We start from the raw sequence: 25,553 nt of genomic DNA on the forward strand, positions 1-25,553 counted from the left end.
CGGGAAGCCCCAGGGCTGACCGGGCCATTACATGAAAAACAGGCCGGATCCCCCGGCCAGGAGGAAGACTATGTCGGATTATGATACGAATAATGCACAGAACACCGGGGCGGGAGACCAGCCCTCGGATTACCAAGGCTCCACCGGGTCGGGTAAGCGGCCCTACCTGGATTTCCGCGACTGGTGGGATGACCGCCGGGTGTACCAGAAGGTTCTGGTCGTCCTGGGTTTTGTCATCCTCGGAGCCGGGGCCATCGCCCTGTTTGGCTGGATCATTATGGCCCTGTGGAACTGGCTGATGCCGGACATCTTCGGCCTGAAAGAAATAAGCTACTGGCAGGCCTGGGGGCTGTTCCTGCTCAGCTCCCTGCTGTTCAAGGGAATGGGTTCGGAGGAATCCTCTAAACCCAGCGACCGTCGGCGAAAACGCCGGATAAAGCGCTATATTCGCCAAACCGGCGAGGATGTTGCCCGGGAGGATCGGGAATGAGCCACCAGGTAACCATCGAACGGCCCCGATCCGTCGCCTTCGGGATACTGCTCCTCGCCGGAATCGTAACAGGAATCTTCACGTCCCTTCCTGCCCTGGAATCCCCGGACTACCTGCAGAACCTGGTACACATGAAATCAGATATTCATCTGGCAGCGGTGTTCCAGGCATTGATGGCAGGGGTATATGGCGCCATTGCGGTAATTTTGTACCCCCTCATTGCCATGGAGGATCCCGGGAAGGCCAGGGGATACCTGGTATTCCGGGGTATAGGGACGGCCTTTTTATTCGTAGGTATTGTAACCCTGCTTCTCTTTGAACCCCTGGGGGCCTACGCCGCCCAGAGCACAGGTTCGGGGATGGCGCAGTCCGAAGATCCGGCGCTGCTGGGTTCCCTGCTGCGCCAGGGCAGAGACTGGCTAAACCATATCGGGATGGTACTGCCCTGGAGCATCGGGGGCGGTATTCTGTATCTGTCCTTCTTGCGAAGCAGAATCATTCCCCCTTGGATGGCCTGGGCGGGGCTGGTAAGTTCAGCGGCCTCCATTGTTGCCACTGGGCTCTACATGGTTGGGCTGATAAAAATTGTGACCCCAGCGTATTTTGCCCTAACCCTGCCCACCGCTGTCTTGGAGATTTGTCTGGCCTTCTACGTATTAATCCGTGGCTTCAGGGTACCGGACAGCCAGATGAAAGGAGAATTGGTATGACTGTACTTATAGCCGGTCCCACCGGGGCCACCGGACAATTATTAGTTGAGCAGCTTTTAGATCGGGGTGTGGGGGTCCGGGCCGTGGTCCGGCCCGGCAGCCGCCTGCCGGAGCGGGTAACTACCCATAAAAACCGTGAGCTTCTGGAGGTCATTCAGGGAACGGTTTTGGATATGGATGACGAGGAACTCCAAACCCATGTGCAGGGCTGTGGAGGTGTGGCTTCCTGTTTGGGACATAACCTGACTATGAAGGGGCTGTACGGGAAGCCCCGGCGGCTGGTCCGTGACTCGGTGAGGAAACTGTATCGGGCGTTGGAATCCCCTAGGACCCAAGAGCCGGTCAAACTGGTTCTCATGAATACCGCGGGAAACCGCCACCGGGAGGCCGGCGAGACGGTTTCACCCCCCGAATACCTGGTAACCGGGCTCATCCGGATGCTCCTGCCGCCCCACGCAGATAACGAGCAGGCGGCGGATGTGCTGGCTCGGGAGGTCGGGACGGAACACCCCAGCCTGGAGTGGGTGGTGGTCCGGCCGGATAACCTGACCGACCAGGGGGATGTTCAGCCCTACACGGTTCACCCCTCCCCTATCCGGAGTGCTATTTTTAATCCCGGCCAGACCAGCCGCATTACCGTAGCTCACTTCATGGCTGAGCTGTTTACCGATGGGGAGCTGTGGTCCGCCTGGAAGGGGCGGATGCCCGTGGTGTACAACACCTAGGATGCCACCCCGAGAGGTCCTAGGATTCCAGGAGTTCAGCGAGGAGTGCCATAGCCTGGTCGTTGAGCTCGTTGGTCTGCTCGCTGCGCTCATCCACGGCAGCCATGGCCTCCTGGGCCTGGGTATTCCGGTGGATCATGCCCTGGGCGTTGCTCCGGGCTCGGTGGGAGTGGGCCGTAAGGGTCTCGAGGTCGGCCATCATCTGGTCGGCCTGGGCGCTGACCTGGCTGGCCAATTCATCAATCTGCCGGGTAAGGGACAGGGTTTCATCCAGGGATGATAGAATGCCCTGGTTGGCCTCGTGGTAGTCATGGAGCTGGTTCATCATCGTGCTGGAGGATTGTTTGCTCTCCTCCAGGTGGCTTCGGACCAGGGTGAAGGATTGTTCCGTGTCCTGGGCCAGGGCGGTGCTGCGGCTGATCTCCTGGGAGATGGCTTTTAGGGTATCCTGACTGGTTTTTACGTGGCCTGCGGTGTGTTCGGCCAGTTTACGGATCTCATCGGCCACCACCGAAAACCCCCGGCCCTGATCGCCCGCATGGGCCGCTTCTATGGCAGCGTTCATGGCCAGGAGATTCGTCTGGCTGGCGATGCCCGAGATGATCCCGTTAATCTCCAGAATGCTCTGGGAAAGATCGGAAACCCGCTGGATGGACAGTACTGTGGCCCCGAGATTCTCCTCCCCCTGGGCAAAAACACCCGCCAGCTGTTCCACCGATGCATGATCCTGCTGTTTCTGCACCCGTAATTCTTCGATTGCCCGAATCATTTCTTCCACCCGGGCCACGGAGCGGCTCACCGCCTCGGTCTGGCGACCCAACCCCTGGGCGACTCGCTGTACATTCTCCACCAGCTCGCTGCCACGCCCCCGGGACTGATCCACCGTCGAATCCACCTGCTCCACCAGCGCGATGGTCTGCCTGAGATGCTCAGCAATGTCATCGATGGAATTGGACGTAAGGGCTATGCTCTCAAAGAGCTCCACCTGGATCTCACTCATCCGGATAAAGGTGGCCTGGGTCCTTCCCAGATCCTCCTGCAGCCGGTTTTGATTCTTTGCCAGGTTCTGTTCAGCCGCCGCTCTCCTTCTGCGCTCCCCCAGGCCCCACACAACCAGCACCCCCGGGCCCAGGGGCAGAAGAAATCCTAAGAAAATAAAAAGTCCTGGCGCTACCTGGTGAGCCAGTAGTTGGGGGGCAAGGAACACCAGGTAGACCAGGAAACCGTATAGAAAGGGAAGCCCCCGGAATGATCGCGGGGTAGCCATCAGTCCTCGAGCCCCTCTATGAAGGCCGTCAAGGCGGCCATGGCCTGGGACTCGTCGGGACCATCACAACAGAGGGTAATCCGGTGATTCTGGGAGATTCCCAGCTTCATGAGCTTAATCAGGCTCTTCAGATCTGCATCCTTTCCGTCCCGGGAAACGGTGACGGAACATTCGAACTGTTTCGCCTGGGCAACCACAAGCTTGGCAGGCCGGGTGTGTAATCCCGTGGGGTTCGTTATGGTAATTTCTTGGCAGATCATCCAGGCACCTCCCTTATCTGCCTGCATTATCCCCCCGCCCCGGATATTCCGGCAAGGCAAAGCACATTTTACTTGGCATCAATAGCGCCCCCGGGGCGTGGCAACAACGCCGACGGCTTCCCTCCACCCGTGGCCCCCGGGGCGGTTCGGGAACCGACTGCCCGTCCCCGGAAACGCTGAACCTACCCGTGGCCCCCGGGGCGGATCGGGTATAGATGCTCACCGAGGCTGCCAGGGGATGGGACGGAGGACAGCCGGGGGAAGCTGGGTTGGGTTTCGGTCACCCCAGCAATTGACCAGCTCCTGGGGGAATACCCGGCCAAGGTGCTCCACCAGACAGCTCAAAAGCCTTGTCCGGGGATACCCTCTCCGGCTTACCAAACAGAGCTCCCGGGCGGGCCGGGGAGAACGGAAGGCTACCACCCGGCGGCGCTGCTGCTCCGACAGCTGCCCCAGGGCCAACTGGGGCAACAGGGTATACCCTATCCCTGCGTCCACCAGCTGCTTCAAGGTTTCCAGGCTGCCGCTTTGAAAATGGTGTCCAGGGTGATTCGAACGCCCCTGGGCCGAGCAGATTGTTAGAATCTGACTACGCAGGCAATGCCCCTCATCCAAGAGCAGCAGCCCCCGGGTCTCAAGATCCTGGGCCGCCAGGGCGCCCCTGCCCAGCAGCTCGTGTCCCGGGGGAAGGTAGGCCACGAAGGGCTCAATAAACAGGTGATGCTCCTCCAAACCGGGCCCCTGACCAGGAGAGGCCATAATGCCGAAATCCAGGCTATGGTCCCCCACCCCGGTGAGGATATCCCGGGAGATAAGCTCCCGGATGTGGAAGCGGATTCCGGGATACTCCCGGGTAAATCCGGGCAAAAACTCAGGCAGCAGATAGGGTGCCAAGGTGGGAATAATCCCCAGATTGACCTGTCCTTCAAGGGTGGTCTGTTCATTCTGGATGCTCTGGCGCAGGCCTTCCAGGCCCTTCATAATCTCCCGGGCCTGGGCTGCCACCGCCTTGCCAGCCTGGGTCGGTTGGACGGGCTGGCTGGTGCGATCAAAAAGCATCACCCCCAACTCGTCCTCCAGTTTTTTTATCCCGGAACTCAGGGTCGGCTGGGTGACAAAACAATCTTCCGCCGCCCCGGAAAAGCTGCCCCGGTGAATCAGGGCCGTTACAAAATGCAGCTGCTGGATGGTCATATAGATATTATAAATATCATTATCGAAAGTATCAATTTGATTTATACCAGTGGCTCGGGTATACCTATAAACAACTGAGAAGGAGTTACTATGGAAAAACCGAAAACCCTGACCACCGCCGCGGGTCAGCCCGTGGCCGACAATCAAAACAGCCTGACCGCCGGTCCCCGGGGACCGGTGCTGCTCCAGGACCACCATCTCCTGGAGAAAATGGCCACCTTTAACCGTGAACGGGTTCCTGAGCGGGTAGTTCATGCCAAGGGTTCCGGGGCCTTCGGCACCTTCCGGGTGACCGGGGATATTTCCTCCTACACCCGGGCGGCGGTCTTCAGCCGAGTGGGCAAGGAGACCCCGGTGCTCCTGCGGTTCTCCACCGTAGCGGGAGAGCATGGAGCCGCTGACGCAGAACGGGATGTCCGGGGCTTTGCCCTAAAATTCTGCACAGAGGAGGGCAACTGGGATCTGGTAGGTAATAACACCCCGGTATTTTTTATCCGCGATCCCCTGAAGTTCAGCGACTTCATCCATACCCAGAAGCGCGATCCCCGGACTAATCTGCGAAATCCGGCCGCCATGTGGGATTTCTGGTCCTTGAGCCCCGAGAGCCTGCACCAGGTTACCATTCTCTTCAGCGACCGGGGTCTTCCCTTGGGGTACCGCCACATCAACGGATACGGCAGCCATACCTACAGCCTCATAAACGCCCAGAATGAGCGGTTCTGGGTAAAGTTTCACTTCAAAACCAGACAGGGCATTAAAAATATGACAAACCAGGAGGCAGCAAAGGTCGTCGGCCAGGACAGGGAAAGCAGCCAGCGTGATCTCTACGAGGCCATTGAGCGGGGTGATTTTCCGGCATGGGATGTGAAGGTCCAGGTGATGCCCGAGAGGGAGGCCGAGTCCTACCGTTGGAATCCCTTTGATCTGACCAAGGTCTGGCCCCATTCGGATTACCCCTTGATGGATGTGGGGGTACTAGAATTGAACCGGAACCCGGATAACTATTTCGCCCAGATTGAACAGGCTAGCTTTGAACCCTCCAACATCGTGCCGGGTATCGGGTTCAGCCCGGACAAGATGCTCCAAGCCCGGATTATGTCCTATGCCGACGCCCACCGGTACCGGATCGGGGTAAACTACGCCTCCCTGCCGGTAAATAAACCCCATTCGCCGGTTCATACCTACCATCGGGACGGGGCCATGCGCCTGGATGAAAACGGCGGAGGTGCTCCCAACTATGAGCCCAACAGCTTCGGCGGGCCGGTGGAAGATCCCGGATACCGGGAGCCGCCCCTGGCAATTTCCGGAGATGCGGATCATTATGATCATAGAGAGGGTAACGATGATTACCAGCAGCCCGGAGACCTGTACCGCCTCATGAGTCCGGAGCAGCGTTCCCTCTTGGCTGAGAATATCTGCCAGGCCATGGCGGGCGTTCCCCAGCGGATTCAGCTGCGCCAGATCGCCCACTTCTACCGGGCGGATCCGGAATACGGCCGGGCGGTAGAAGCGGGACTGGGGTTACCCCCGGGTAGTGCAGAAAAGATGGCCGAACTAACGAGGGAGGAGCTCATTGAAGCAACAAAAGCCTAACGCAGTAAAACAGTGGCTGTACCGCATCCTCGGGGTGGTGTTCACTGCCCTGGGGGTGGTGGGGATTGTGGTTCCCGTATGGCCCACCACTATTTTCCTCATTCTGGCCAGTGCCGTTTTTCTGAAGAGCAGCCCGGGCATGTACCGCTGGCTCCATGATAATCCGGTACTGGGCCCCTATCTGCGGGCATACCGGGACAAAACCGGGATCACCATCGGATACAAGGTGTGGACCATTTCGGTGCTCTGGGTGGGAATCGTGATTTCAGCGGTTTTCGCGGTGGAGAGTCTGGCGGTACGCATCATGCTCTTCACTATCGCCCTGGCCGTAACCATCCACGTGGCCACCATTAAAACCGCCGCTTCCCCTCAAACCAAAGCCATACCCCGAGAAGCCGGACCGGTGTCATCCTCCGAGGCGGCCAGCCCGGCCCCTAGGGAGCCCTGAACCCTAGGCCCTTCGGAGGCCGATTCATCCGGGGAGGAAATGACTTTTGCCGGTGTCTCGGGTATAATGGGACCATGATCAGCGCCGGCACCCCGGAAGAACAATCCAACAAATCCCTGGGCAGCCATCCGGGGCGGGCCCGGGGCCGGATCGCCGTGCTTACTGCCGAGGTCAATGAGGCCTACCAGGCCGAGCTCTGGCGGGGCATCACCGCCGAGGCCAGGCGGCACTCGAAACAGCTGGTTTGTTTTGTCGGTTCCCGGGTGGATTCCCCCATCCAACAGGAAGCCGCATCCAATGCCATCTACCGCCAGGCCCACTCGGGCAATTTCGACGGCATCATCATCATTTCATCGGCGGTTTCTACCTATTTGGACCCCCAGCAGGTACAGTTCCTCTTTGACGCCCACCCCCGGCTTCCCCGGGTATCGGTAGGCATACCCGTGGAAGGGGTCTCGAGTGTCTGTGTGGACGGCCGTAGCGCCATGGCTGAGGTTACCCGTCACCTGATCTACGATCACCACCGCCGGAATTTCGCGGTCATCGCCGGCCCCCAGTGGCACCCCGAATCGGAGGAGCGGCGGCACACCATCCAGGACACCCTGGGCCGGGCGGGGCTGAACCTGAAAGACGATTTAGTGATCCACGGAAATTTCCAGCACAAGTCCGGCAGGGACGCCATGGCTGCCCTCCTGGATCAGGGCCACCCCATAGATGCCCTGCTCTGCCTCAACGACCGGATGGCCATGGGAGCCGTGGAGGAGCTGACCCGCCGAGGAATTACCGTGCCCCAGGACATATCGGTGTGCGGTTTCGACGGCATCGAAGAATCGGAATTCTGCTCCCCGCCCCTGACAACCGTCATCCAACCCCTCTACGATCTGGGGGTTCAGGCCGTGCAGGAGCTCTACCTGCTCATGGAGGGAGGTACGGCCAGGCACACCACCCTGGACTGCCGCCCCCTGATCCGCCAAAGCTGCTCCTGCTCCGCCCTGTCCCAGCTCCGGCTGCGCACGGCGAACCCAAGGACCGTACCGGAACCCGAGAAATCGCCCGGGGATTCCCCGACCGCCGAGCCGCCCGACTCGTCCGATCCGTCTGATCCACCCGATCCACCAGACTCGCCCGATCTGTCCAATCCGTCCGATCCACACGATCCGTCCGAGCCACACGATCCAGCCGACCCGGCACCCGGAAAAAGTCAGCCGGCGCCTGCCCCCATCCGGGACAACGTCCCCTCCGGGCTGGCTGGAACAGGCGAATCACCCCTGGACCAAGAGCCCCAGGCCTTTATCGATACCCTGGACGAACTGGTAACCCGGGCCAGCTTTGAGAGCACGGATATCCGGCGGTGGAACGCCGTCCTGGACCGGATCGAGGCCGGCCTTACCGGCACGGACCATGCCGAACCCTGGCTCCGGGTCATTCTCCGGGGCAGGGAGATTCTCGCCGAAAGCCGGACCAGGCGCCTGGTAGAGACCAGGATTCAGAAACGCAACCGCCTGGATGTACTGCGCAGCGTGGGCACCAGCCTTTCCGAGGCCTTTGAAATGCCAGAAATTTTCCGGCGGCTCACCGAGGGGCTGGTGCGGTTGGGGTTCCAAGACGCCTTTTTGGTGCTCTACCGCCCGGGAACCAGGACCGGAGACCTCATTTTCCATATGGAATCGGGCATCCAAAAGCCCGTCAGCCCCCGGCGGGTTGAGCCCCTGGAAATTCTGCCGGCCTCCATGGCCGATCTTCAGCGGCGGAATATGCCTATCTGGATTCTGACTCCCCTGGTCTTCCAAGACCGGGCCATCGGCCACCTTCTGCTGCCCGGAGACCACCCGGACACCGAGGTATACGACACCCTGACTAAGCAGATCGCCAGCTCCATTCAAGGCGCTACCCTCCTGGAACGCATCAAATCCCACGAACAGAGCCTCGAACAGGAGGTTCAGCACCGCACCCGGGAACTGACCCAGGTGAACGCCGACCTGCGCCAGGAAATCGCTACCCGGGTCCGGCTCGAACAGGAGGTTATCGACATCTCCAAGCACACCATGGAGCGGATTGGACAAGACCTCCACGACGACCTCTGCCAGCATCTGGCGGGAATAACCATGCACGTCAGCGCCCTGGGACGCCGTATCGGGCCGGTTTCCCCGGAGTCCCTTGTGGTGTTGGAGCAGATCAACTCCCTCCTGGGCGATTCCATCCAGCGCGCCAAATCCCTGGTCCGGGGACTTCTGCCCCCGGGGCTCCGGGAGGAAGGATTATCCCGGGCGGTGGAGCATCTCTGCCGGGAGATCAGCCGGGCTTCGGGGGTCCAGGTGGATTTCCATGCCCCGTCCTCCCTCACCGAGCTGGATGTGGACCGGGGCATTGAATTGTACCGGATCATCCAAGAGGCCCTGAACAACGCGGTGAAGCACTCCGGTTCCCCCCGGATCCTGGTCAGCCTCTCGCCCCCCGACCCGGAGACCGGAAACGGAGACAGAGACGGCGTCAAAGCCGGAGACGGAGAATCCCAGAAAATTCTCCTAACCGTGGATATCCGGGACTGGGGCCGGGGATTCCCCGACCAGAACCACGATCAGGGTATGGGGCTAAAAATCATGCGGTACCGGGGCGAGAAGGCCGATATTCAAGTGGATCTGGAGCACCCCGGACAGGGCAGCCTGGTACGCTGCCGGGTGCTGGACCGCCGGGCAGGAGGCCCGGCATCCGGAACCGGGAATGCCCGGACCGGGTCGCGCAGATCCCCGGACCGTGTCCCCGGCCAGGGGAATCACCAAAACACCCATCCACCCCAGGAGTAGCCATGAAGCGCTTTATTCTCGTTGATGATCATCCGGTATTCCGCCAGGGACTGGCGGCCCTCATTCAGAGCGAGCCCAGCTACAAGGTTGTGGCTGAAACCAGCAGTATCGAGGAGGTCCTGGAGGTTCTGCCCCGGGTCCGAGCCGATATCATCCTGGTGGATATTACCCTGCACAACCAAAACGGCCTGGATCTGGCCAGGACCCTGCGCAGCCAGGAGCCGGATCTGCCGATTCTCATGGTTTCCATGCACGACGAGGGGGTGTACGCCCAACGTGCCCTGCAAACCGGTGCCCGGGGATATGTCATGAAACATGCCTCCCCTGATGTCCTCATGGAGGCCATCCGCACCGTATTAGCGGGAAAAATCTACCTCTCTCCGGCCATCCAGGGGCGAATTCTGGAGTCTATGTACGGTCAAAACCAGCAGGGCTCCTCGGGGACCGCAGCCCTCATCGACCGGCTTAGCCAGCGTGAACTGGAAATTTTCCAGTACATCGGCCAGGGCTTCGGGGCAAGCGAGATAGCAGATATCCTTAACCTATCGGTCAAAACCGTCCACACCTACCGCGACCATCTAAAAGAGAAGCTCCAGATCGACAACGCCCAAGAACTCCGCCGCTTCGCCATCAAATGGCACCAGTCCCTCCACGGCGCCCCGGGTACCGCCCCCTAATCCACCAGCTGGGGACCATCCTAATTCCGTGGTCCATATGCGCCGATACCGGGCCGGAATGCCCCCCGGCCTGGGGCCGCCCCAGATACCGGCCTGCTCCCGCCACCCTCTATCCATAGGCAGAACTACCTATGCCAAGTTCAGCCCTTCTGCCCCTATGGGGATTGAAAAACCGGACCTACACTGATCCTTAGAAAACCTTAAAGGGAGGTTCGGATGAACACACGTAACCGAATTATTGGTATGTTCGTACTGCTCTTGTTCGCCAGCGCGATGCTTTTTGCAGGCGGACAGGGCGAACAACAGGCCGCTTCAGGCGGTAAAGAAGTCATAACCTGGTGGGCACTGTCCAGCGGCGGCGGTGCGGAGGACCCCAGGCAGATTCTGCGGGAACAGATCATCGCAGACTACGAGGCTCAGAATCCCGATGTAACCATTGACCTGGTTATGCTGGATAACGAGGCCTTCAAACAGAAAATTCAGGTCGCCATTCAGGCAGGAACCCCTCCTGACATCTTCCACTCCTGGGGCGGCGGGGTAATGATCGAATATGCCGAAGCCGGCATGCTCCGGGACATTACCGATGAAGTTAAAAACAACCTATCCAACCGGATCGGTCTCGGACCCCTGGGTGTATACGGATACGACGGTAGATACTTCGGTTCCCCCTACGATATGGGCGCCGTAGGATTCTGGTATAACAAGGACATCTTCGCTGAGGTAGGCGTATCGGTTCCCGAAACCTGGGCAGACCTACTGCGGATCGTTCCCCAGATCCGGCAAGCAGGGTACGTCCCCATCGCCTTGGGTGCAGGAGACAAGTGGCCGGCTCACTTCTGGTGGGTATACCTCGCCATGCGCATGGGCGGTCAGGAAGCCTTTAACCGGGCATACGACGGCCGAGGATCCTTTGCAGATCAACCCTTCGTCCGCGCAGGTGAACTGCTTCTACAACTCAATGCCCTGAATCCCTTCCAAACCGGATTCTTGGGTGCAACCTACGACGATCAGGGTGCCCTCATGGGTAACGGTGAAGCGGCCATGGAACTCATGGGCCAGTGGGCTCCGGGGGTTCAGGCTGCAAACTCTGTTAGCGGCGAGGGAATCGGCGATGCCCTGGGATGGTTCTCCTTCCCCGCAGTTGCCGGCGGTCAAGGCAAGCTCACCGATGTAATGGGCGGAGGAAACGGCTACGTTCTCGGTAAGGACGCTTCGGATGCCGCTCTTGACTTCCTGGACTTCTTCCTTCAGGAGAAATACAACGTGGAATTGGTTGATGTCGAGGGAATCGTTCCGGTGGTTGCCGGTGCAGAATCGGCCCTGGAAGGCAATGCAAACCTCATTCAGATTGCTGATGCCGTTGCCAATGCCGGGTACTACCAGCTCTACTACGATCAGTTCCTTCCCCCCGCCGTGGGTGAAGCTGTGAAAGACGCGGTAGCGAAACTTCTGGCGGGCGTTAGCACCCCTGCCCAGACTGCTCAAGAAATCCAAGCCTCATGGCAGGCGAATAAGTAAGGTCCTCCTTACATACCCCCCGGAGACGGGCCGGAACGGCCCGTCTCCATTTTAAAATCTGGAAGGAACCATGAAAACGAACACTCTAACCAAACCCGGTACCTACAAGACCCTCGCCCTGCTCCTACTGCTCATCGGACCGGCATTCCTGCTGTTCCTGCTCTTTGTGGTGATGCCCGTGGTTCAGGCAGGATACTACTCCCTCTTTAACTGGAACGGTATTGGACCCCTTACGAAGTTCCGGGGTTTACAGAACTTCGGCCTTATTTTTCAGGATCAGGTGTTTCATACAGCCCTGATCAACAACCTTAAAATTGTTGCTATCTCCTTATTCATTCAGCTGCCCATGGCCTTCGGGCTGGCACTGCTCTTGGGCCGGAATAAATTCCGCGGGGAGGCTTTTTTACGCAGTATTTTCTTCTTCCCCTACATACTGGCAGAAATTGTTACCGGTATAATCTGGCGATTCATCTACCATCCCCAATTCGGGGTACCAACCATACTATCAAAACTTTTTACAGAGAACGGCGGCGAAATCGGGCTTCTGGGAGATCCCTCCCTGGCCTTCGGGGCTATTCTGGTGGTCATCGTCTGGAAGTATCTGGGATTCCACATGATCATCTACATCGCGGGGCTCCAGTCGGTTCCCAAGGAACTGGAGGACGCAGCGGTGGTGGACGGCGCAAACAAGATCCAGGTTATCCGCCATGTAATCATACCCAGCATGAAAAGCAGTTTTATTATCTCCATCTTCCTGTCCATCATCGGGTCCTTCAACATCTTCGACGTGGTGTGGGCTCTGGGTCAGGGTGGACCGGTGCATAGCACCGAAACCCTGGTAACCTACCTGTATAATTTCGGATTCCGTCGGTTCTCCTTCGGATACGGCAGTGCGGTGGCGGTTACCCTGTTCGGCATCTGCTTTGTATTCAACCTCTTCTACCAACGATTCATTGTAAGCGAGGGACGCCATGGAAAAAACTAGAAACAACATACTCCGCATAACCTTGAGCATCCTGGGTGCCCTGGTTTTCTTCTTCCCCATCTACACCGTTGCCATCGGGGGATTCAAAACCAACGGTCAGCTCTTAGCCGACCCCTTCGGCCTGCCCAACCCCTTTACCAGCGAGGCCTATCGGGTGGTATTGCTCAGCGGCAGCCAGTTCTGGGGGTTCCTCTTCAACTCCGTGGTTATCAGCGGATTCACCATCCTACTGACCCTGGCCGCATCCATGCTGGCCGCTACGGGGCTTTCCCGGATCGAGTTCAAGGGAAGGGGCTTTTTGTTCAACTTTTTCATTATGGGCATGCTCTTTCCCATTACTGTGGCGGTTCTGCCCCTCTACCTGCAGCTTCGGGGGTTCGGCCTCATCGGAACCCGGCTGGGGGTCATCCTATCCCAGGCGGCCTTCAGCCTTCCCCTGGCGATCTTCATCTTTACCGGATTCTTCCGGGAGGTTCCTAAGGATCTTCAGGACGCGGTTTCCATCGACGGCGGCGGGCTTCTGACCTTTGCGTGGCGGGTGCTGCTGCCCCTGTCGACCCCGGTTATCTCCACCGTGACCATTATTACCCTGATCCAGAGCTGGAATCAGTTCCTGCTTCCCCTGTTGGTATTGGATGATGCATCCACCTTTACCATTCCCCTGGGGGTCATGCAGTTCCAGGGCCAGTACACCACTGGCTGGAACCGGATTATGGCCTTCATCAGCATTGCTCTGCTTCCCATGGCCATGCTGTATATCTTTCTTCAGAAATACGTGGTTGCCGGTCTGACCGCCGGAGCTGTAAAGGGGTAACTCATGCAAATTCGACAGCAAGCTAAGGATATTGTGGCCAAGATGACCCTCCAGGAAAAGGTGGCTCAGCTGCACGCCCTGTGGTTCACCATGGGGCCCGACGGAAGCCTGGGATTGAAATCCCTCAAAGGCTACGAGCAGACCACAGGAGAACAGGATCCCTACCAGGCCCTGCGCCACGGAATCGGCCAGATTACCCGCCCCCTGGGCAGCCAGCAGATCGAAGCACGCCGGGGGGTACGAGTACTCAATGAAATCCAACACTACCTCACCACGAAAACCCGGTTAGGAATTCCCGCCCTGCCCCACGAAGAGTGCCTATCCGGCCTCATGGCCCAGGGTGCGACGATTTTTCCCTCGGGAATCAACAACGGCGCCACCTGGGACCCTGAGCTGGTAACCCGGATCGGCAGGGCCATCGGCGCCGAGGTCTACTCCGTAGGCAGCCGCCAGGGTTTGGCGCCGGTTCTGGATGTGTGCCGGGATGCCCGGTGGGGCCGCACCGAGGAGACCTTCGGAGAGGATCCCTACCTGACGGCCATGCTGGCCTGCGGCTACGTCACCGGGCTCCAGGATGAACGCCACCCCGTACTGGCCACCCTGAAGCACTACGTGGGTCACTCCTTCAGCGAGGGCGGGCGGAACCATGCTCCGGTGCGCATCGGAATGAGGGAGCTGAACGACCTGTTTCTCTTTCCCTTCGAGGCGGCTATTAAACTGGCGAAGGCCGGGGCGGTCATGCCCGCCTACCACGATATAGACGGCGAGCCCCTGCACCAGTCCAGGGAGCTGATCCATGAGTTATTGCGGGAGCGCTGGGGATTTGAGGGCATTGTGGTTTCGGACTACGAGGGTCTGGACCAGCTGGTGAACGACCACCGCACCCAGCCCGACCAGGCCCACGGGGCCGCCGCAGGTCTGTTAGCCGGGGTTGATGTTGAACTACCCAGCGATACCCTCTACGGCCCGGGCATTCCCCAGGCCATAGAGCGCGGCCTTCTTGCCATGGAGGATGTCAATGAGGCGGTGACCCGTCACATCATGCAGAAAATCCGTCTCGGACTGTTTACGAATCCCTTCGTGGATGAGGGCGGCGTACTGACAAACCTCCAGGACCACCACCAGATCGCCCGGGAAGCAGCGGAAAAGTCCCTGGTACTGTTGAAAAACCAGGGGATTCTTCCCCTCTCCCCCGCCGCCAGCCAGGAGTCCCTCGCCCTGATCGGCCCCCTGGCCGACGATCCCATGGGCATGATGGGCGGGTACGCCTTTCCGGTTCATTTAATTACCGCAGAGCGCAAGGACGGCACATCCGTCATCCCCACCCTCCGAAGCGTCCTGGAGCAGGCCTTTCCCGGCACCCTGAACTACGCCAAGGGCTGTTCGATCCTGACCGGACGCCCGGATAAACCTGCTGTCTTCCCCGGGGACATCACCGCAGACGGCCGGAGCCAGGAGGATTACCTGAGCTACGATACCGGGGGATTCGAAGAGGCACTGGAAGCCGCCCGGAACAGCGACCGGGTCGTAATCGCCCTGGGCGACCTGGCGGGACTCTTTCTCAGCGGCACCGTGGGGGAGGGCTCGGATGCCAGCACCCTGACCCTACCGGGGGTTCAGCAGGAACTTTTGGAGCAGGTTCTGGCCCTGGGCAAACCCACCATCGTCGTAGTGTTCAGCGGACGTCCCTACCACCTGGGAAGCGCCTTCCAGAACGCCGGTGCGATTCTCCAGGCCTGGCTTCCCGGTCAGACCGGCGCCCAGGCGGTTACCGACGCCCTCCTGGGCCGGATAAACCCCGGAGGGAAACTCCCCGTTTCCATTCCCCGGGACGCCGGGGCCATGCCCTACTACTACAACCATAAACTCAAGAGCGCAGGCACCCCCATCCAGCGGGACTTCGGCGCCGAATTCCCCTTTGGCTACGGCCAGAGCTACACCAGCTTCAGCATCGAAGCCTGCACCTTCGAGCGGACCAGCTATCCCCTGGACGGAGAGATACGCCTTTCGGTTACCCTGAAAAACACCGGCAGTCTGCCCGGAGACGAGGTCGTCCAGGTATATGTCCGGGACCTGGTGGCCAAGCTCGTACGCCCGGCCCAGGAGCTGAAGGCCTTCCATCGGGTATCTCTGAACCCCGGGGAATGGGGCACCCTCGAAATAACCATTCCCACCGACCTCCTGAGCTACACCATCCGGGACCACCAACGTCTCTTGGAACCCGGCGACTTCGAGCTTATGGTAGGTACCAGCTCCCGGGATATCCACAGCCGGACGGTCATCACCCTGACCGGCCAACAGCGCCTTCTGCCCCCGGACTGGCGGATGACCAGCACCTGCCTCTGGCGGCCCGGCCCCGACTCGGGTCTCCGGGATGGATCGACAAAACGATACTAACGGGTACTTCTTGTATCATACCTCCTCTCGGGGCTGCCTGGATGGTTCATTCGGGCAGCCTTTTTTTAGGGTGATTCCCATGCCCCTGGCCCGTTGTCCGGGGTTCCAGGGCCGGAGCGGGCCGGGGTCTTCCCCCCATGGAGAATCTGAGGACCGGAGCCCAACCCTGTGGGCCAAAACCACGCGATATATAGCGCATTCGAATCACCTTTTACAAAAAAAACACCATATATGGTTGACAGTTCCCGTCTACTATTACAGACTGGGTGATGTCAGGCGCACTGCCGTAACCAGAAACGGCAGGGAAGTCCGGTGCAAGTCCGGCGCAGCCCCCGCTACTGTAAGGTTGACAAACCCCGATAATGCCACTGGGAAACTGGGAAGGCCGGGGTACGGTTGATGCCAAGCCAGGAGACCCGCCTGAACACCTGAACGGGAGGTTCTCTATGACCGCTTCAAGTTTCCATTTCTGACACCAATCTGTTCTCTCCCCCCGGACGCCCCTGGGTGTTTGGTACGGCCTCGGAACGCAGTCCATCAGGGCATTACGCCCAGGACCGCTGCAGCCCGGGGTATCTCAAACCCTGGGCAGGTCCGGCATACAGCCAAGACCGGGATCGCGTACCGGCCCCGGCGTCTTTACACCACCGCTTTGAGAAAAGGACAGACCATGGTAGATACAAAAACCCATAGCCAGGAGGTGCAGGAGCACCTCAGCACGTATATAGCAATCCTAACCCGGGAGGATCGGACCCGGGGTTCCCGCTGCCCCGGGGAGGATATCGACCTGCCGGGGCTGGCCGCCCGGATCGTCAGCCTCTTGGGGGTTTCAGAGGGCACCGGGAAGAAGCCCACAGCCGATCCGGAAGGACCGACGGCTTCCGGATACCCGGCACCCCCCGGAGCGGCCCAGACAACCCTGGATGCCTCCCAATCCTCCGAAGGCTCCCCGAACCCTCAGGGCACGGCGGAACAGACCCATTCCCGCCCGGTCTTCGGAGATTCCCGAGCACCCCGATCCTCCGAAGGCTCCCAGGCTGCCCCAAAACAGCCCCTTCCCCACTCGGCTTTCGGAGATTCCCGATACTCCGAGGACCCCGAAGGCACCCATGATCCCTCGGCTCTGGCATTTCTTACCGCCGCCGCCCAGGCCGCGGGGGAGGCTATTGAGGAGGATCCGGCGTACGATGAGCTGGGGGCCCTGTTCCTACGATGCCGGTACTACCGGGAGATGATGGGCTGTGACCCCGGGGATCCAGGGTACCGCCAGGCGTACGGGGATCAGTTCGTACGCACCCTGGACCGGGGTATCCGGGAGGGGGTTTTGGATGAGCGGCTGGCGGGGATGGATATCCGGGGACTGGCCGAAGAACTTGACCCCGAGTGGGACGGGTTGATCCGTTACATGGGGGTTTCTACCCTTATGGAGCGGTACAGCCTCCGTTTTGATGGCGGTCCTGAGGAGACCATCCAGGGATTTTGGATGCGGGTTGCCATGGGACTGGCCCTGGAGGAGGATCGGCCCGAGCTCCGCGCCCGGGAGTTCTACCAGGTCATGAGCCGGCTGTTATTCATCCCCTCCACCCCAACCCTCTTCCATGCAGGACTCACCCATGCCCAGCTTTCCAGCTGTTACCTGACCACCCTGGAGGATGATCTGCCTTCCATTTTCAAGGGCCTGGGGGACAACGCCCTGCTTGCCAAGTGGTCCGGGGGCATCGGAAACGACTGGACCAATATCCGCGGGACCGGTGCCTTGATCAAGAGCACCCGGGTTTCCAGCCAGGGGGTAATCCCCTTCTTGAAGATTGCCAATGATGTAACCCTGGCCATCAACCGCTCGGGACGCCGCCGGGGAGCCACCTGTGCCTATCTGGAGACCTGGCACTACGATATCGAGGATTTTCTCGACCTGCGGCGGAACACCGGTGACGACCGCCGGCGGACCCACGATATGAACACCGCAAACTGGGTGCCGGATCTGTTCATGCAGCGGGTACTGGACGGAGATACCTGGACCCTCTTCTCCCCCGAGGAGGTACCGGATCTCCATGAGCTCTATGGACAAGCCTTCAAAGAACGGTATGAATACTACGAGACCCTGGCCGAACAGGGGAAAATACGCCTGGTCCGTCGGGTAGATGCCAAAAAACTCTGGCGCAAAATGCTGACCCGGCTCTTTGAGACCGGCCATCCCTGGATTACCTTCAAGGACCCCTGCAACATCCGCAGTCCCCAGGACCATATCGGTGTAGTCCATAACTCGAACCTCTGCACGGAAATTACCCTGAATACCTCCCGGGAGGAAACCGCGGTATGCAACCTGGGCAGCGTTAACCTTGTCCGCCACCTGCGGCATCCCGACAAAAACCAACACCCGGACCGCCCGGATTGGAGCAACCCGGGCCGGCACCCAGCCACCAACACCGCCCCTCACTCGGCCCCCGCCGCCACAATACACACCAACACCGCCCCTCACCCGGCCCCCGCCGCCACAATTCACACCAACACCGCCCCGGCCCAACACCCGGACCGCCGAGGGAAAGACACTCCTGAAAGCCAGCCTTCCCGGGCAGCGGAACCGGTCTTGGGGTCATCCGCCGATCCCCTCCCCCTGGACACCCGGCTCCTGGAATCCACCATTACAACCGCCATGCGTATCCTGGACAACGTCATCGATCTGAACTACTACCCTACCCCTGAAGCCAGGACCGCGAATCTGCGCCACCGCCCCGTCGGCCTGGGCATCATGGGATTCCAGGATCTGCTCTTCTCCCTGGGACTGGCATTTGAGGATCCCAAAGCCTTGGACCTTTCGGACCGCAGCATGGAACTGGTCAGCTACCATGCCATCCTCGCAAGCTCCCGCCTTGCCCGGGAACGGGGAGCCTACCAGAGCTTCGCCGGTAGTAAATGGGACAGAAACCTCCTGCCCCAGGACACCCTTTCCCTCCTGGAAACCCATCGAGGAGCCCCCCTGGCACTGTCCACGTCCCGGGATGGGTATCTCGACTGGGAGCCCGTCCGGCACCATATCCGCCGATGGGGCATGCGCAATTCCAACTGCCTGGCCATCGCCCCCACCGCAACCATCTCCACCATCGCCGGAACCTATCCCTGCATTGAGCCGGCGTACAAAAACCTCTACGTCAAAAGCAATATGTCCGGGGAGTTCACCGTGGTGAACCGCTACCTGGCGGAGGACCTTAAGGCCCGGGGGCTGTGGACGGAGAAACTCCGCCGTGACCTGAAATACCGGGACGGCTCGGTACAGCAGATTCCCCAGGTGCCCGACGATCTACGGCAGCGCTACAAGGAGGTCTTCGAAATTGATCCCCTGGTTTTAGTGGAACACACCGCCCGAAGGGGTAAATGGATCGACCAGAGTCAGAGCCACACGGTGTTCCTCCGGGGCAGCTCGGGCATGGCTTTGGAGCAGGTGTATCTCCAGGCCTGGCGGATGGGCCTGAAAACCACCTACTACCTGCGCACCCTGGCAGCCAGCCAGATAGAGAAATCCACCTTGGATGCCAAGGAATACGGATACACCCAGACCCGCAGCTCCCTCGATCCGGCTGGACTACCCAAGACCGATTCTCATCGGGGAGATACACCGGCGACCCCCTACGCGGCTGGCCCAGCGAACCAGAATTCCGTCTCGGAAGAAAGCCCGGACAGCCCATCAACCCCGGACAGCCTGAGAACCCGGACTATTTTTGGCTCCCGGGCACCCCAGAGCTGCACCATCGACAATGAGGAGTGTGAAGTATGTCAGTAATCAACAATGAAAAAACCGACCCCAACAAGATCCTGCCCATGACCTACCCCTGGGCCCGGCAGCACTACAAGGCGGGGGTGGCCAACAACTGGGTTCCCGAGGAGATCCCCATGCAGGACGACATCGAGATGTGGAAATCCGGAACCCTCAGTGAAGACGAGCGCCGGCTGATCCTTTGGAATTTGGGATTTTTCAGCACCGCGGAGAGCCTGACGGCGAATAACATCGTCCTGAGCATCTACAGCCACATTACCAACCCGGAATGCCGGCAGTACCTCCTGCGCCAAGCCTACGAGGAGGCAGTCCACACCGACACCTTCATCTACTGCTGCGATTCCCTGGGCCTGGACCCCGATGAGATCTACGGCATGTACGACCGAATCCCCTCCATCAGGGAAAAGGACCAGTTCGTCATCTCCCTTACTCGGGGGGTGTTGGACCCGTCATTCTCCACCCGGGATCCCGGGGGCCTGGAGACCTTCCTCCATGATCTCATCGGCTACTACGTGATTATGGAAGGCATCTTCTTTTACGCAGGCTTCGCCATGATGCTGGCCCTCAAGGGACAGCGGAAGATGGTAGGAATCGGGGAGCAGTTCGAGTACATCATGCGGGACGAAAGCCTGCATCTGGCCTTCGGCATGGACCTGATTTCCACCATCATCGCCGAACACCCCGGCCTCTGGACTCCCACCTTCCAAGAAACCATCACATCCCTCATCCGAAGGGCGGTGGAGCTGGAGCAGATCTATGCCCGGGACGCCTGTCCCCGGGGCCTGCCGGGATTTTCAGCCTCCCAGTTCTGCACCTACGTCGAGCACATCGCCGACCGGCGCCTTGAACGCCTGGGACTCCCCGCCGTCTACGGAGCAGCGAACCCCTTCCCCTGGATGAGTAAGTCCACCGACCTGGCCAAGGAGAAAAATTTCTTCGAGACCAGGGTCACGGAGTACCAGACCGCCAGCAATCTGGAGTGGGACTAGGATCTCGGGTTCCAGGGTGATTTCCATGCCTGCCCCAGTCCCCGGAATGCCTAAACCCAAGCCTCGCCGGCCTGCCGAAAAACACCGATCCGCGATTACCACTAAACCCTAATTCACGTAACAAAGGAGCACTACATGACAACCCATGCAGAATCAACGGAAAACAGCCAACCTCCGAAGGCAGAACACCTGCCGGTCCTCCAGGTTCTGGGCCGGGACGGAACCGCCCAGGCCTTTGATCCCCGGCGCATTCAGGCTGCCGTCCAGAAATCCTTCCATGCCGCAGCAGACACCCTGGGCACCATCCCCGGCCAGCCCGCAGAAGAAGGAACCGGTATCTCCGAACCCGGGAACCGCCCCAACCCGAATAAACCCGACGGCCCCGGGGTCTCCCCGGAACAAATCGCCCAGGAGGTCACGGGTCTCGCCCTGGCCAAGGGAAGGCCGTCCATCACCATTGAGGAGATCCAGGACCTGGTGGAATCCCGGCTGGTCTACCATCGGCTCTACGACCAGGCGAAGGCCTACATGCTGTACCGCTCCCGCCACCAGGAACTCCGGGAGCTCACCAGCGCCGCCCTGGACATAGAACAGACCATGGACGGCTACCTGGGGCGATCGGACTGGCGGGTCAAAGAAAACGCCAATGTAAACTACAGCCTGGGGGGCCTGATCCTCCATAACTCCGGAGCCATTACCGCCAACTACTGGCTCAAGAAAATCTACAGCCCCCGGGTAGCCCAGGCCCATCAGAACGCCGCCCTGCACATCCACGACCTTTCCATGTTCTCGGGTTACTGCGCCGGCTGGTCTCTGCGCCAGCTCATCACCGAGGGTCTGGGAGGGGTCCAGGATAAGATCAGCTCCGCCCCTGCCCGGCATCTCCACACCCTGGTGCAACAGATGGTCAACTTCCTAGGGGTCATGCAAAACGAATGGGCAGGCGCCCAGGCCTTCTCCAGCTTCGACACCTACCTGGCACCCTTCATCCGTCTAGAAAACCTGGACTACCGGGCGGTAAAACAGGCCGTCCAAAGCTTTGTGTACGGGGTAAATACCCCCAGCCGCTGGGGCAGCCAGGCACCCTTTACCAATATTACCCTGGACTGGACGGTGCCCTCGGATCTGGCCCCCCAGAAAGCGATTGTCGCCGGAACCGAACAGGACCTGACCTACGGGGAATGCCAGAGGGAAATGGATATGATCAACCAGGCCTTTCTGGAGATTATGATCCAGGGAGATGCCGATGGCAGGGGATTCCAATACCCCATTCCCACCTACAACATCACCCGGGATTTCATCTGGGACAGTCCCAACGACGAGCTTCTCTTTACCATGACCGCAAAATACGGAACCCCCTACTTCCAGAACTTCATCAATTCCGACCTCAATCCCGGGGACGTGCGATCCATGTGCTGCCGGCTCCAGCTGGATAAGCGGGAACTGCGTAAACGTGGGGGCGGGCTCTTCGGAAGCGATGAGTTCACCGGTTCGATCGGAGTGGTGACCATCAACCTTCCCCAAATCGCCTACCTCTCCGCCTCCTGGGAGGAGTTTGAAACCCGCCTGGAGACCCTCATGGACATTGCAAAAGAAAGTCTGGAAACAAAACGCCGGGTCATCTCCCGGCTTCTGGATCAGGGACTCTTCCCCTACACCAAACGCTACCTCCGCCACTTGGACAACCACTTCTCCACCATCGGCATTGTGGGGATGAACGAGGCCCTGGAAAACCTGGACAACACCTCCCTCCTGGACCCCCGGGGACGCCGGCGCGCCATGGACATCCTCCAGGGCATGCGAACCCGGCTTTCCCAGTACCAGGAGGAAACCGGCCACCTGTACAATCTTGAAGCCAGCCCCGCCGAGGGCACCAGCTACCGCCTGGCCCTGCACGACAGCAACAACTATCCGGGTATAAAAACCGCCGGCACCCCCCAGGCCCCCTACTACACCAACTCCACCCACCTTCCGGTCAATACCACCCCCGACCCCTTCGAGGCCCTAGAGCTCCAGGACGACCTGCAAACCCTCTACACCGGCGGAACGGTCTTCCACACCTTTTTAGGAGAGGCCATCCCCACCTGGCAGTCCTGCCGGAGCCTGGTACGAACCATCGCCTATAACTTCCGTCTACCCTACTACACCATCTCGCCCACCTACTCGGTCTGCCAGGATCACGGCTACTTCTCCGGGGAGGTAGCCCAATGCCCGGTCTGCAGCCAAACCACGGAGATCTACAGCCGTATCGTGGGATACTACCGGTCACTGCGCAACTGGAACCGGGGCAAAACCCAGGAATTCGGCGAACGGCTCACCTATGAGGCCCATCCTTCTTCCGGGGTGATTCCAACCGCCCAGGCCACACCAACCCCCGGAGACCACCCCGCCCTTCCCGGCCAATCCGAACCAGGCCCGGGGAAAACCGGAGCCCCGCCCTCCGGCCCCAGGCTGCTGCTCTTCACCAGTCCCGGATGCCCGCGCTGCCCGGCAGCCACGGCCCTCCTGGAGGATGCAGGCCGTCCCTACACCCCCGTAGATGCTGCCAGCCCTGAGGGAAACCGGGAAGCCTCAGACCGGGGAATAACCGCTGTTCCCACCCTCATCGCCCTGGACCCCAGGAGCAGCCGGGAGATCTGGCGGACCAGCGATCCTGGGGAGATGCGCAGTCGTCTCCGGGAGAGGGAGAAACCCTTCCATGTCGGGACTTGATTTCCTGGGGCTCCTACCCCTCAGCCTCTCAGACTTCCCCGGCAGAACCGCGGCTACCATCTTTACCGCTGGCTGTCCCCTGGCCTGCCCCTACTGCCATAACCCGGAATTAACCAAGGCCCTGCACCCCGGAAGCTTCTTGCCCCGGGGCAGGGTCATGGACTTCCTGGCATCCCGGGCGGGATTACTGGAGGGAGTGGCTATAACCGGGGGTGAGCCGAGTCTGCATGCCGGGCTTGCAGGACTATGTTCCGATATTGCCGCCCTGGGATACCCCATAAAGCTGGACACCGCCGGAATCCTCCCCCAGTCCCTCCGGCGTCTGCTGAACCACCCCGGGCTGGCCTACGTCGCTCTGGATTTGAAAACCGCGCCGGCTCTCTACAGCCGGGTGGGCGGTACCCCTGCCTCGGGTGCCCGGGTGCTGGAGAGCCTGAAGCTCTTGCGGGCCTGGAAACAGGCGAATCCCCGGGTGGTCTACGAAATCCGCACCGTCTGTGCCCCGGGTGTGGTGGACGAGGGGGTCTTAACAGCCCTCCGGGATCTGCTCCTCCCCGAGGAACCCTGGACCCTTACCCGGTTTAAGCCCGGGGGCTGCCTGGATCCCGGCATCGAGACCCTGCCCCGGGTGGAGGAGGAGCTTATCAGGCGCTTCGAGGCGGAACGGGAATCCTGAGTACGGACTAAACTCCGGGTAGTCCCTGCCCCCGGACCGATGGAAGCAGGCCGGCAGCTACCACCCACCCTTGACATCCGACGTTACGTCGAATAAGATACCGACATGACGTCGGAAAAAGACATACAATCAACCCGGGCTCAAACCTCGCCGGTTACCCAAATCGCAGCCGCGGCGGAGCAGCTTTTCGCCGAACAGGGCTACCGCAAAACAACCATGGCTGCCATAGCCTCCCGGCTAGGCATTGGAAGGACCACTGTATACGATTATTTCCGGTCCAAAGAGGATATTCTGATCTACCTCATCGAACAGAAGATACCCCATCAGCCCCGGCCACAGTTGCAGGGCTCCCTGGAAGAACGGCTGCAAACCCTGGCAGCCGATAGCCTTTCAAGACTCCAGGACAATATCCACCTGTATCGGGTTCTCTTTACCGAACATCCGGTCTTGGGAACCAAGCCGGGAGATCACCTGGTACATTGGCAGCAGATCATCCTCAGCCAGGTACGCATGACCATCCAAGATGCGATCCGGGAGCATTCCTTCACTCCCCGATGTTCCCTCGACCAGATAGTGTTTGCCTACACGGCCCTGGTAAGCCAGAAAATGAACGGACTCATTTTGAGTGATTCTTCTCGGTACAGCCAACCCATTGAACAAGAGGCCCGAATGATAGTCGATTTGTTAATTCGGGGAACAGGAGTGATTGTATGAGTATTATCCGTGTTAACGGTCTCGGATTTGATGTCCACGTTTCCGGCGAAAAAGACAATCCCGGTCTTGTCTGTATCCACGGAGCCGGAGCCAATCTTGATCAGTTCGAAGAACAACATGCCTATTTCTCGGATGCCTTTTATGTGGTCTCCCTGTCTCTTCGGGGTCACGGCAACTCGGAACACCCCCCGGGCCCCATCCAAGAAACCTACGCGATCCGGGTGTTGGCCCAGGATGTCATTCAAATCCTCGAAACCCTGAATATACGGAAAACCCATCTGCTGGGGAACTCAGCGGGAGGGGTGGTAGGGTACGAGATAGTCAACCAGAGACCGGATCTGGTGCGGAGCCTGATAACCTTTGGAACCACCGGAAAGATGGCAGTCCCCGGGTTCCTCAGGCAGGTAACCCTCAGGGTTGATACCCGGAATGTAACCCATGAGCCGGAAACCCGACTCAAAAAACTGGCAGCCTACACCTCCAAGAATCCCGAGGTTGTATCGCAGGTATACAGGATGTTTATGGCCGCACGGGCCGGCATCCCAGGTCTCCGCTATGCCCTGGGGTCGTACAACTACCTGCCCCTCATCCGGTCCATGGAGGTGCCCTATTACATCCTAAAGGGTACCCAGGATCGTGATATAAACCTATTCCTGGGCTCGACCCTGGGGGCCCTGAAGGACCAGGCAACCCGTACAAACCTGGACTCCAGGATCATTACCATTCCCCAAGCTGGCCATATGACCAATCTGGATAACCCCCGGGAATTCAACAAACGCCTCCTGGAGTTGGTAAAACCCAACTAGAG

General features: G+C 59.8%; 20 protein-coding genes and 1 riboswitch. Of the genes, 17 read left to right on the forward strand and 3 right to left on the reverse strand.

The features are described 5' to 3' along the window. Positions 1 to 70 precede the first annotated feature (70 nt). The 3 genes from DC28_RS13245 to DC28_RS13255 are packed head-to-tail and all read left to right on the forward strand — an operon-like array spanning position 71 to position 1,925. Entirely contained in the window at positions 71 to 490 is a 420-nt protein-coding gene (locus tag DC28_RS13245; RefSeq protein WP_052078895.1) for a hypothetical protein, read from the forward strand. Beyond that, positions 487 to 1,200 (forward strand): DUF4386 domain-containing protein, encoded by a 714-nt coding sequence (locus DC28_RS13250; protein WP_037549649.1) that lies wholly within the window; start codon positions 487 to 489, stop codon positions 1,198 to 1,200. Before DC28_RS13245 ends, DC28_RS13250 begins: the two co-directional genes overlap by 4 nt. After that, the gene (locus DC28_RS13255; protein ID WP_037549652.1) at positions 1,197 to 1,925 is read left to right on the forward strand and encodes an NAD(P)-dependent oxidoreductase; all 729 of its coding nucleotides are present in this window, start codon (positions 1,197 to 1,199) and stop codon (positions 1,923 to 1,925) included. Before DC28_RS13250 ends, DC28_RS13255 begins: the two co-directional genes overlap by 4 nt. Before the next feature lie 19 nt (positions 1,926 to 1,944). On the opposite strand, the gene DC28_RS16875 is transcribed toward DC28_RS13255, so the two are convergent. The 3 genes from DC28_RS16875 to DC28_RS13270 form a co-directional block, all read right to left on the reverse strand. Next, on the reverse strand, positions 1,945 to 3,192 hold the full coding sequence (locus DC28_RS16875; RefSeq protein WP_037549656.1) for a methyl-accepting chemotaxis protein: 1,248 nt from the start codon (positions 3,190 to 3,192) through the stop codon (positions 1,945 to 1,947). Then, positions 3,192 to 3,452, reverse strand: coding sequence for an HPr family phosphocarrier protein (locus DC28_RS13265; RefSeq protein ID WP_037549837.1), 261 nt, complete (start codon positions 3,450 to 3,452; stop codon positions 3,192 to 3,194). Before DC28_RS13265 ends, DC28_RS16875 begins: the two co-directional genes overlap by 1 nt. 219 nt (positions 3,453 to 3,671) lie before the next feature. Then, positions 3,672 to 4,646 carry a hydrogen peroxide-inducible genes activator gene (locus tag DC28_RS13270; protein WP_052078896.1) on the reverse strand — a complete coding sequence of 325 codons (975 nt, stop codon included), beginning with the start codon at positions 4,644 to 4,646 and terminating at the stop codon, positions 3,672 to 3,674. 90 nt (positions 4,647 to 4,736) lie between these two features. Between DC28_RS13270 and DC28_RS13275 the strand changes: the two genes are divergently transcribed. The 14 genes from DC28_RS13275 (at position 4,737) to DC28_RS13345 (ending at position 25,551) form a co-directional block, all read left to right on the forward strand. After that, positions 4,737 to 6,239 carry a catalase gene (locus tag DC28_RS13275; protein WP_081942209.1) on the forward strand — a complete coding sequence of 501 codons (1,503 nt, stop codon included), beginning with the start codon at positions 4,737 to 4,739 and terminating at the stop codon, positions 6,237 to 6,239. Continuing rightward, on the forward strand, positions 6,220 to 6,687 hold the full coding sequence (locus tag DC28_RS13280; protein WP_052078897.1) for a YbaN family protein: 468 nt from the start codon (positions 6,220 to 6,222) through the stop codon (positions 6,685 to 6,687). Before DC28_RS13275 ends, DC28_RS13280 begins: the two co-directional genes overlap by 20 nt. 74 nt (positions 6,688 to 6,761) lie before the next feature. Then, on the forward strand, positions 6,762 to 9,491 hold the full coding sequence (locus DC28_RS15885; protein ID WP_052078898.1) for a substrate-binding domain-containing protein: 2,730 nt from the start codon (positions 6,762 to 6,764) through the stop codon (positions 9,489 to 9,491). Positions 9,492 to 9,493: 2 nt separating this feature from the next. Then, positions 9,494 to 10,168 carry a response regulator transcription factor gene (locus DC28_RS13295; protein ID WP_037549660.1) on the forward strand — a complete coding sequence of 225 codons (675 nt, stop codon included), beginning with the start codon at positions 9,494 to 9,496 and terminating at the stop codon, positions 10,166 to 10,168. A gap of 216 nt (positions 10,169 to 10,384) precedes the next feature. Beyond that, the gene (locus tag DC28_RS13300; protein ID WP_037549664.1) at positions 10,385 to 11,686 is read left to right on the forward strand and encodes an extracellular solute-binding protein; all 1,302 of its coding nucleotides are present in this window, start codon (positions 10,385 to 10,387) and stop codon (positions 11,684 to 11,686) included. A 70-nt stretch (positions 11,687 to 11,756) separates the two neighbouring features. Then, positions 11,757 to 12,671, forward strand: a complete 915-nt coding sequence (locus DC28_RS13305) for a carbohydrate ABC transporter permease (RefSeq protein ID WP_037549667.1) — start codon at positions 11,757 to 11,759, stop codon at positions 12,669 to 12,671. Further along, positions 12,658 to 13,485 (forward strand): carbohydrate ABC transporter permease, encoded by an 828-nt coding sequence (locus DC28_RS13310; protein WP_037549670.1) that lies wholly within the window; start codon positions 12,658 to 12,660, stop codon positions 13,483 to 13,485. Before DC28_RS13305 ends, DC28_RS13310 begins: the two co-directional genes overlap by 14 nt. A 3-nt stretch (positions 13,486 to 13,488) precedes the next feature. After that, positions 13,489 to 15,882 carry a glycoside hydrolase family 3 N-terminal domain-containing protein gene (locus DC28_RS13315; protein WP_052078899.1) on the forward strand — a complete coding sequence of 798 codons (2,394 nt, stop codon included), beginning with the start codon at positions 13,489 to 13,491 and terminating at the stop codon, positions 15,880 to 15,882. A 257-nt stretch (positions 15,883 to 16,139) separates the two neighbouring features. Beyond that, positions 16,140 to 16,320: riboswitch (cobalamin riboswitch) on the forward strand. Between the two features lie 232 nt (positions 16,321 to 16,552). Next, the gene (locus tag DC28_RS16300) at positions 16,553 to 19,660 is read left to right on the forward strand and encodes a ribonucleoside-diphosphate reductase subunit alpha (RefSeq protein ID WP_052078900.1); all 3,108 of its coding nucleotides are present in this window, start codon (positions 16,553 to 16,555) and stop codon (positions 19,658 to 19,660) included. Next, positions 19,651 to 20,643 (forward strand): ribonucleotide-diphosphate reductase subunit beta, encoded by a 993-nt coding sequence (locus DC28_RS13325; RefSeq protein ID WP_037549673.1) that lies wholly within the window; start codon positions 19,651 to 19,653, stop codon positions 20,641 to 20,643. The genes DC28_RS16300 and DC28_RS13325 overlap by 10 nt, the downstream gene beginning before the upstream one ends. 135 nt (positions 20,644 to 20,778) lie before the next feature. Continuing rightward, positions 20,779 to 23,355 carry a ribonucleoside triphosphate reductase gene (locus DC28_RS13330; protein ID WP_052078901.1) on the forward strand — a complete coding sequence of 859 codons (2,577 nt, stop codon included), beginning with the start codon at positions 20,779 to 20,781 and terminating at the stop codon, positions 23,353 to 23,355. Further along, positions 23,342 to 24,031 carry an anaerobic ribonucleoside-triphosphate reductase activating protein gene (locus tag DC28_RS13335; RefSeq protein ID WP_052078902.1) on the forward strand — a complete coding sequence of 230 codons (690 nt, stop codon included), beginning with the start codon at positions 23,342 to 23,344 and terminating at the stop codon, positions 24,029 to 24,031. The genes DC28_RS13330 and DC28_RS13335 overlap by 14 nt, the downstream gene beginning before the upstream one ends. A gap of 105 nt (positions 24,032 to 24,136) precedes the next feature. Further along, complete coding sequence (locus tag DC28_RS15895; protein WP_052078903.1) at positions 24,137 to 24,745, forward strand: TetR/AcrR family transcriptional regulator; 609 nt, start codon at positions 24,137 to 24,139, stop codon at positions 24,743 to 24,745. Then, positions 24,742 to 25,551 (forward strand): alpha/beta fold hydrolase, encoded by an 810-nt coding sequence (locus DC28_RS13345; protein ID WP_037549676.1) that lies wholly within the window; start codon positions 24,742 to 24,744, stop codon positions 25,549 to 25,551. Before DC28_RS15895 ends, DC28_RS13345 begins: the two co-directional genes overlap by 4 nt. Positions 25,552 to 25,553 lie beyond the last annotated feature (2 nt).

It is taken from the genome of Spirochaeta lutea (assembly GCF_000758165.1).
GTDB lineage: Bacteria > Spirochaetota > Spirochaetia > DSM-27196 > Salinispiraceae > Spirochaeta_D > Spirochaeta_D lutea.

Coding starts and splice junctions, on each gene's coding strand:
- DC28_RS13245 (WP_052078895.1), top strand. CDS start 71: ATGTCGGATTATGATACGAATAATGCACAGAACACCGGGGCGGGAGAC.
- DC28_RS13250 (WP_037549649.1), top strand. CDS start 487: ATGAGCCACCAGGTAACCATCGAACGGCCCCGATCCGTCGCCTTCGGG.
- DC28_RS13255 (WP_037549652.1), top strand. CDS start 1,197: ATGACTGTACTTATAGCCGGTCCCACCGGGGCCACCGGACAATTATTA.
- DC28_RS16875 (WP_037549656.1), bottom strand. CDS start 3,192: ATGGCTACCCCGCGATCATTCCGGGGGCTTCCCTTTCTATACGGTTTC.
- DC28_RS13265 (WP_037549837.1), bottom strand. CDS start 3,452: ATGATCTGCCAAGAAATTACCATAACGAACCCCACGGGATTACACACC.
- DC28_RS13270 (WP_052078896.1), bottom strand. CDS start 4,646: ATGACCATCCAGCAGCTGCATTTTGTAACGGCCCTGATTCACCGGGGC.
- DC28_RS13275 (WP_081942209.1), top strand. CDS start 4,737: ATGGAAAAACCGAAAACCCTGACCACCGCCGCGGGTCAGCCCGTGGCC.
- DC28_RS15885 (WP_052078898.1), top strand. CDS start 6,762: ATGATCAGCGCCGGCACCCCGGAAGAACAATCCAACAAATCCCTGGGC.
- DC28_RS13295 (WP_037549660.1), top strand. CDS start 9,494: ATGAAGCGCTTTATTCTCGTTGATGATCATCCGGTATTCCGCCAGGGA.
- DC28_RS13300 (WP_037549664.1), top strand. CDS start 10,385: ATGAACACACGTAACCGAATTATTGGTATGTTCGTACTGCTCTTGTTC.
- DC28_RS13305 (WP_037549667.1), top strand. CDS start 11,757: ATGAAAACGAACACTCTAACCAAACCCGGTACCTACAAGACCCTCGCC.
- DC28_RS13310 (WP_037549670.1), top strand. CDS start 12,658: ATGGAAAAAACTAGAAACAACATACTCCGCATAACCTTGAGCATCCTG.
- DC28_RS13315 (WP_052078899.1), top strand. CDS start 13,489: ATGCAAATTCGACAGCAAGCTAAGGATATTGTGGCCAAGATGACCCTC.
- DC28_RS16300 (WP_052078900.1), top strand. CDS start 16,553: ATGGTAGATACAAAAACCCATAGCCAGGAGGTGCAGGAGCACCTCAGC.
- DC28_RS13325 (WP_037549673.1), top strand. CDS start 19,651: ATGTCAGTAATCAACAATGAAAAAACCGACCCCAACAAGATCCTGCCC.
- DC28_RS13330 (WP_052078901.1), top strand. CDS start 20,779: ATGACAACCCATGCAGAATCAACGGAAAACAGCCAACCTCCGAAGGCA.
- DC28_RS13335 (WP_052078902.1), top strand. CDS start 23,342: ATGTCGGGACTTGATTTCCTGGGGCTCCTACCCCTCAGCCTCTCAGAC.
- DC28_RS15895 (WP_052078903.1), top strand. CDS start 24,137: ATGACGTCGGAAAAAGACATACAATCAACCCGGGCTCAAACCTCGCCG.
- DC28_RS13345 (WP_037549676.1), top strand. CDS start 24,742: ATGAGTATTATCCGTGTTAACGGTCTCGGATTTGATGTCCACGTTTCC.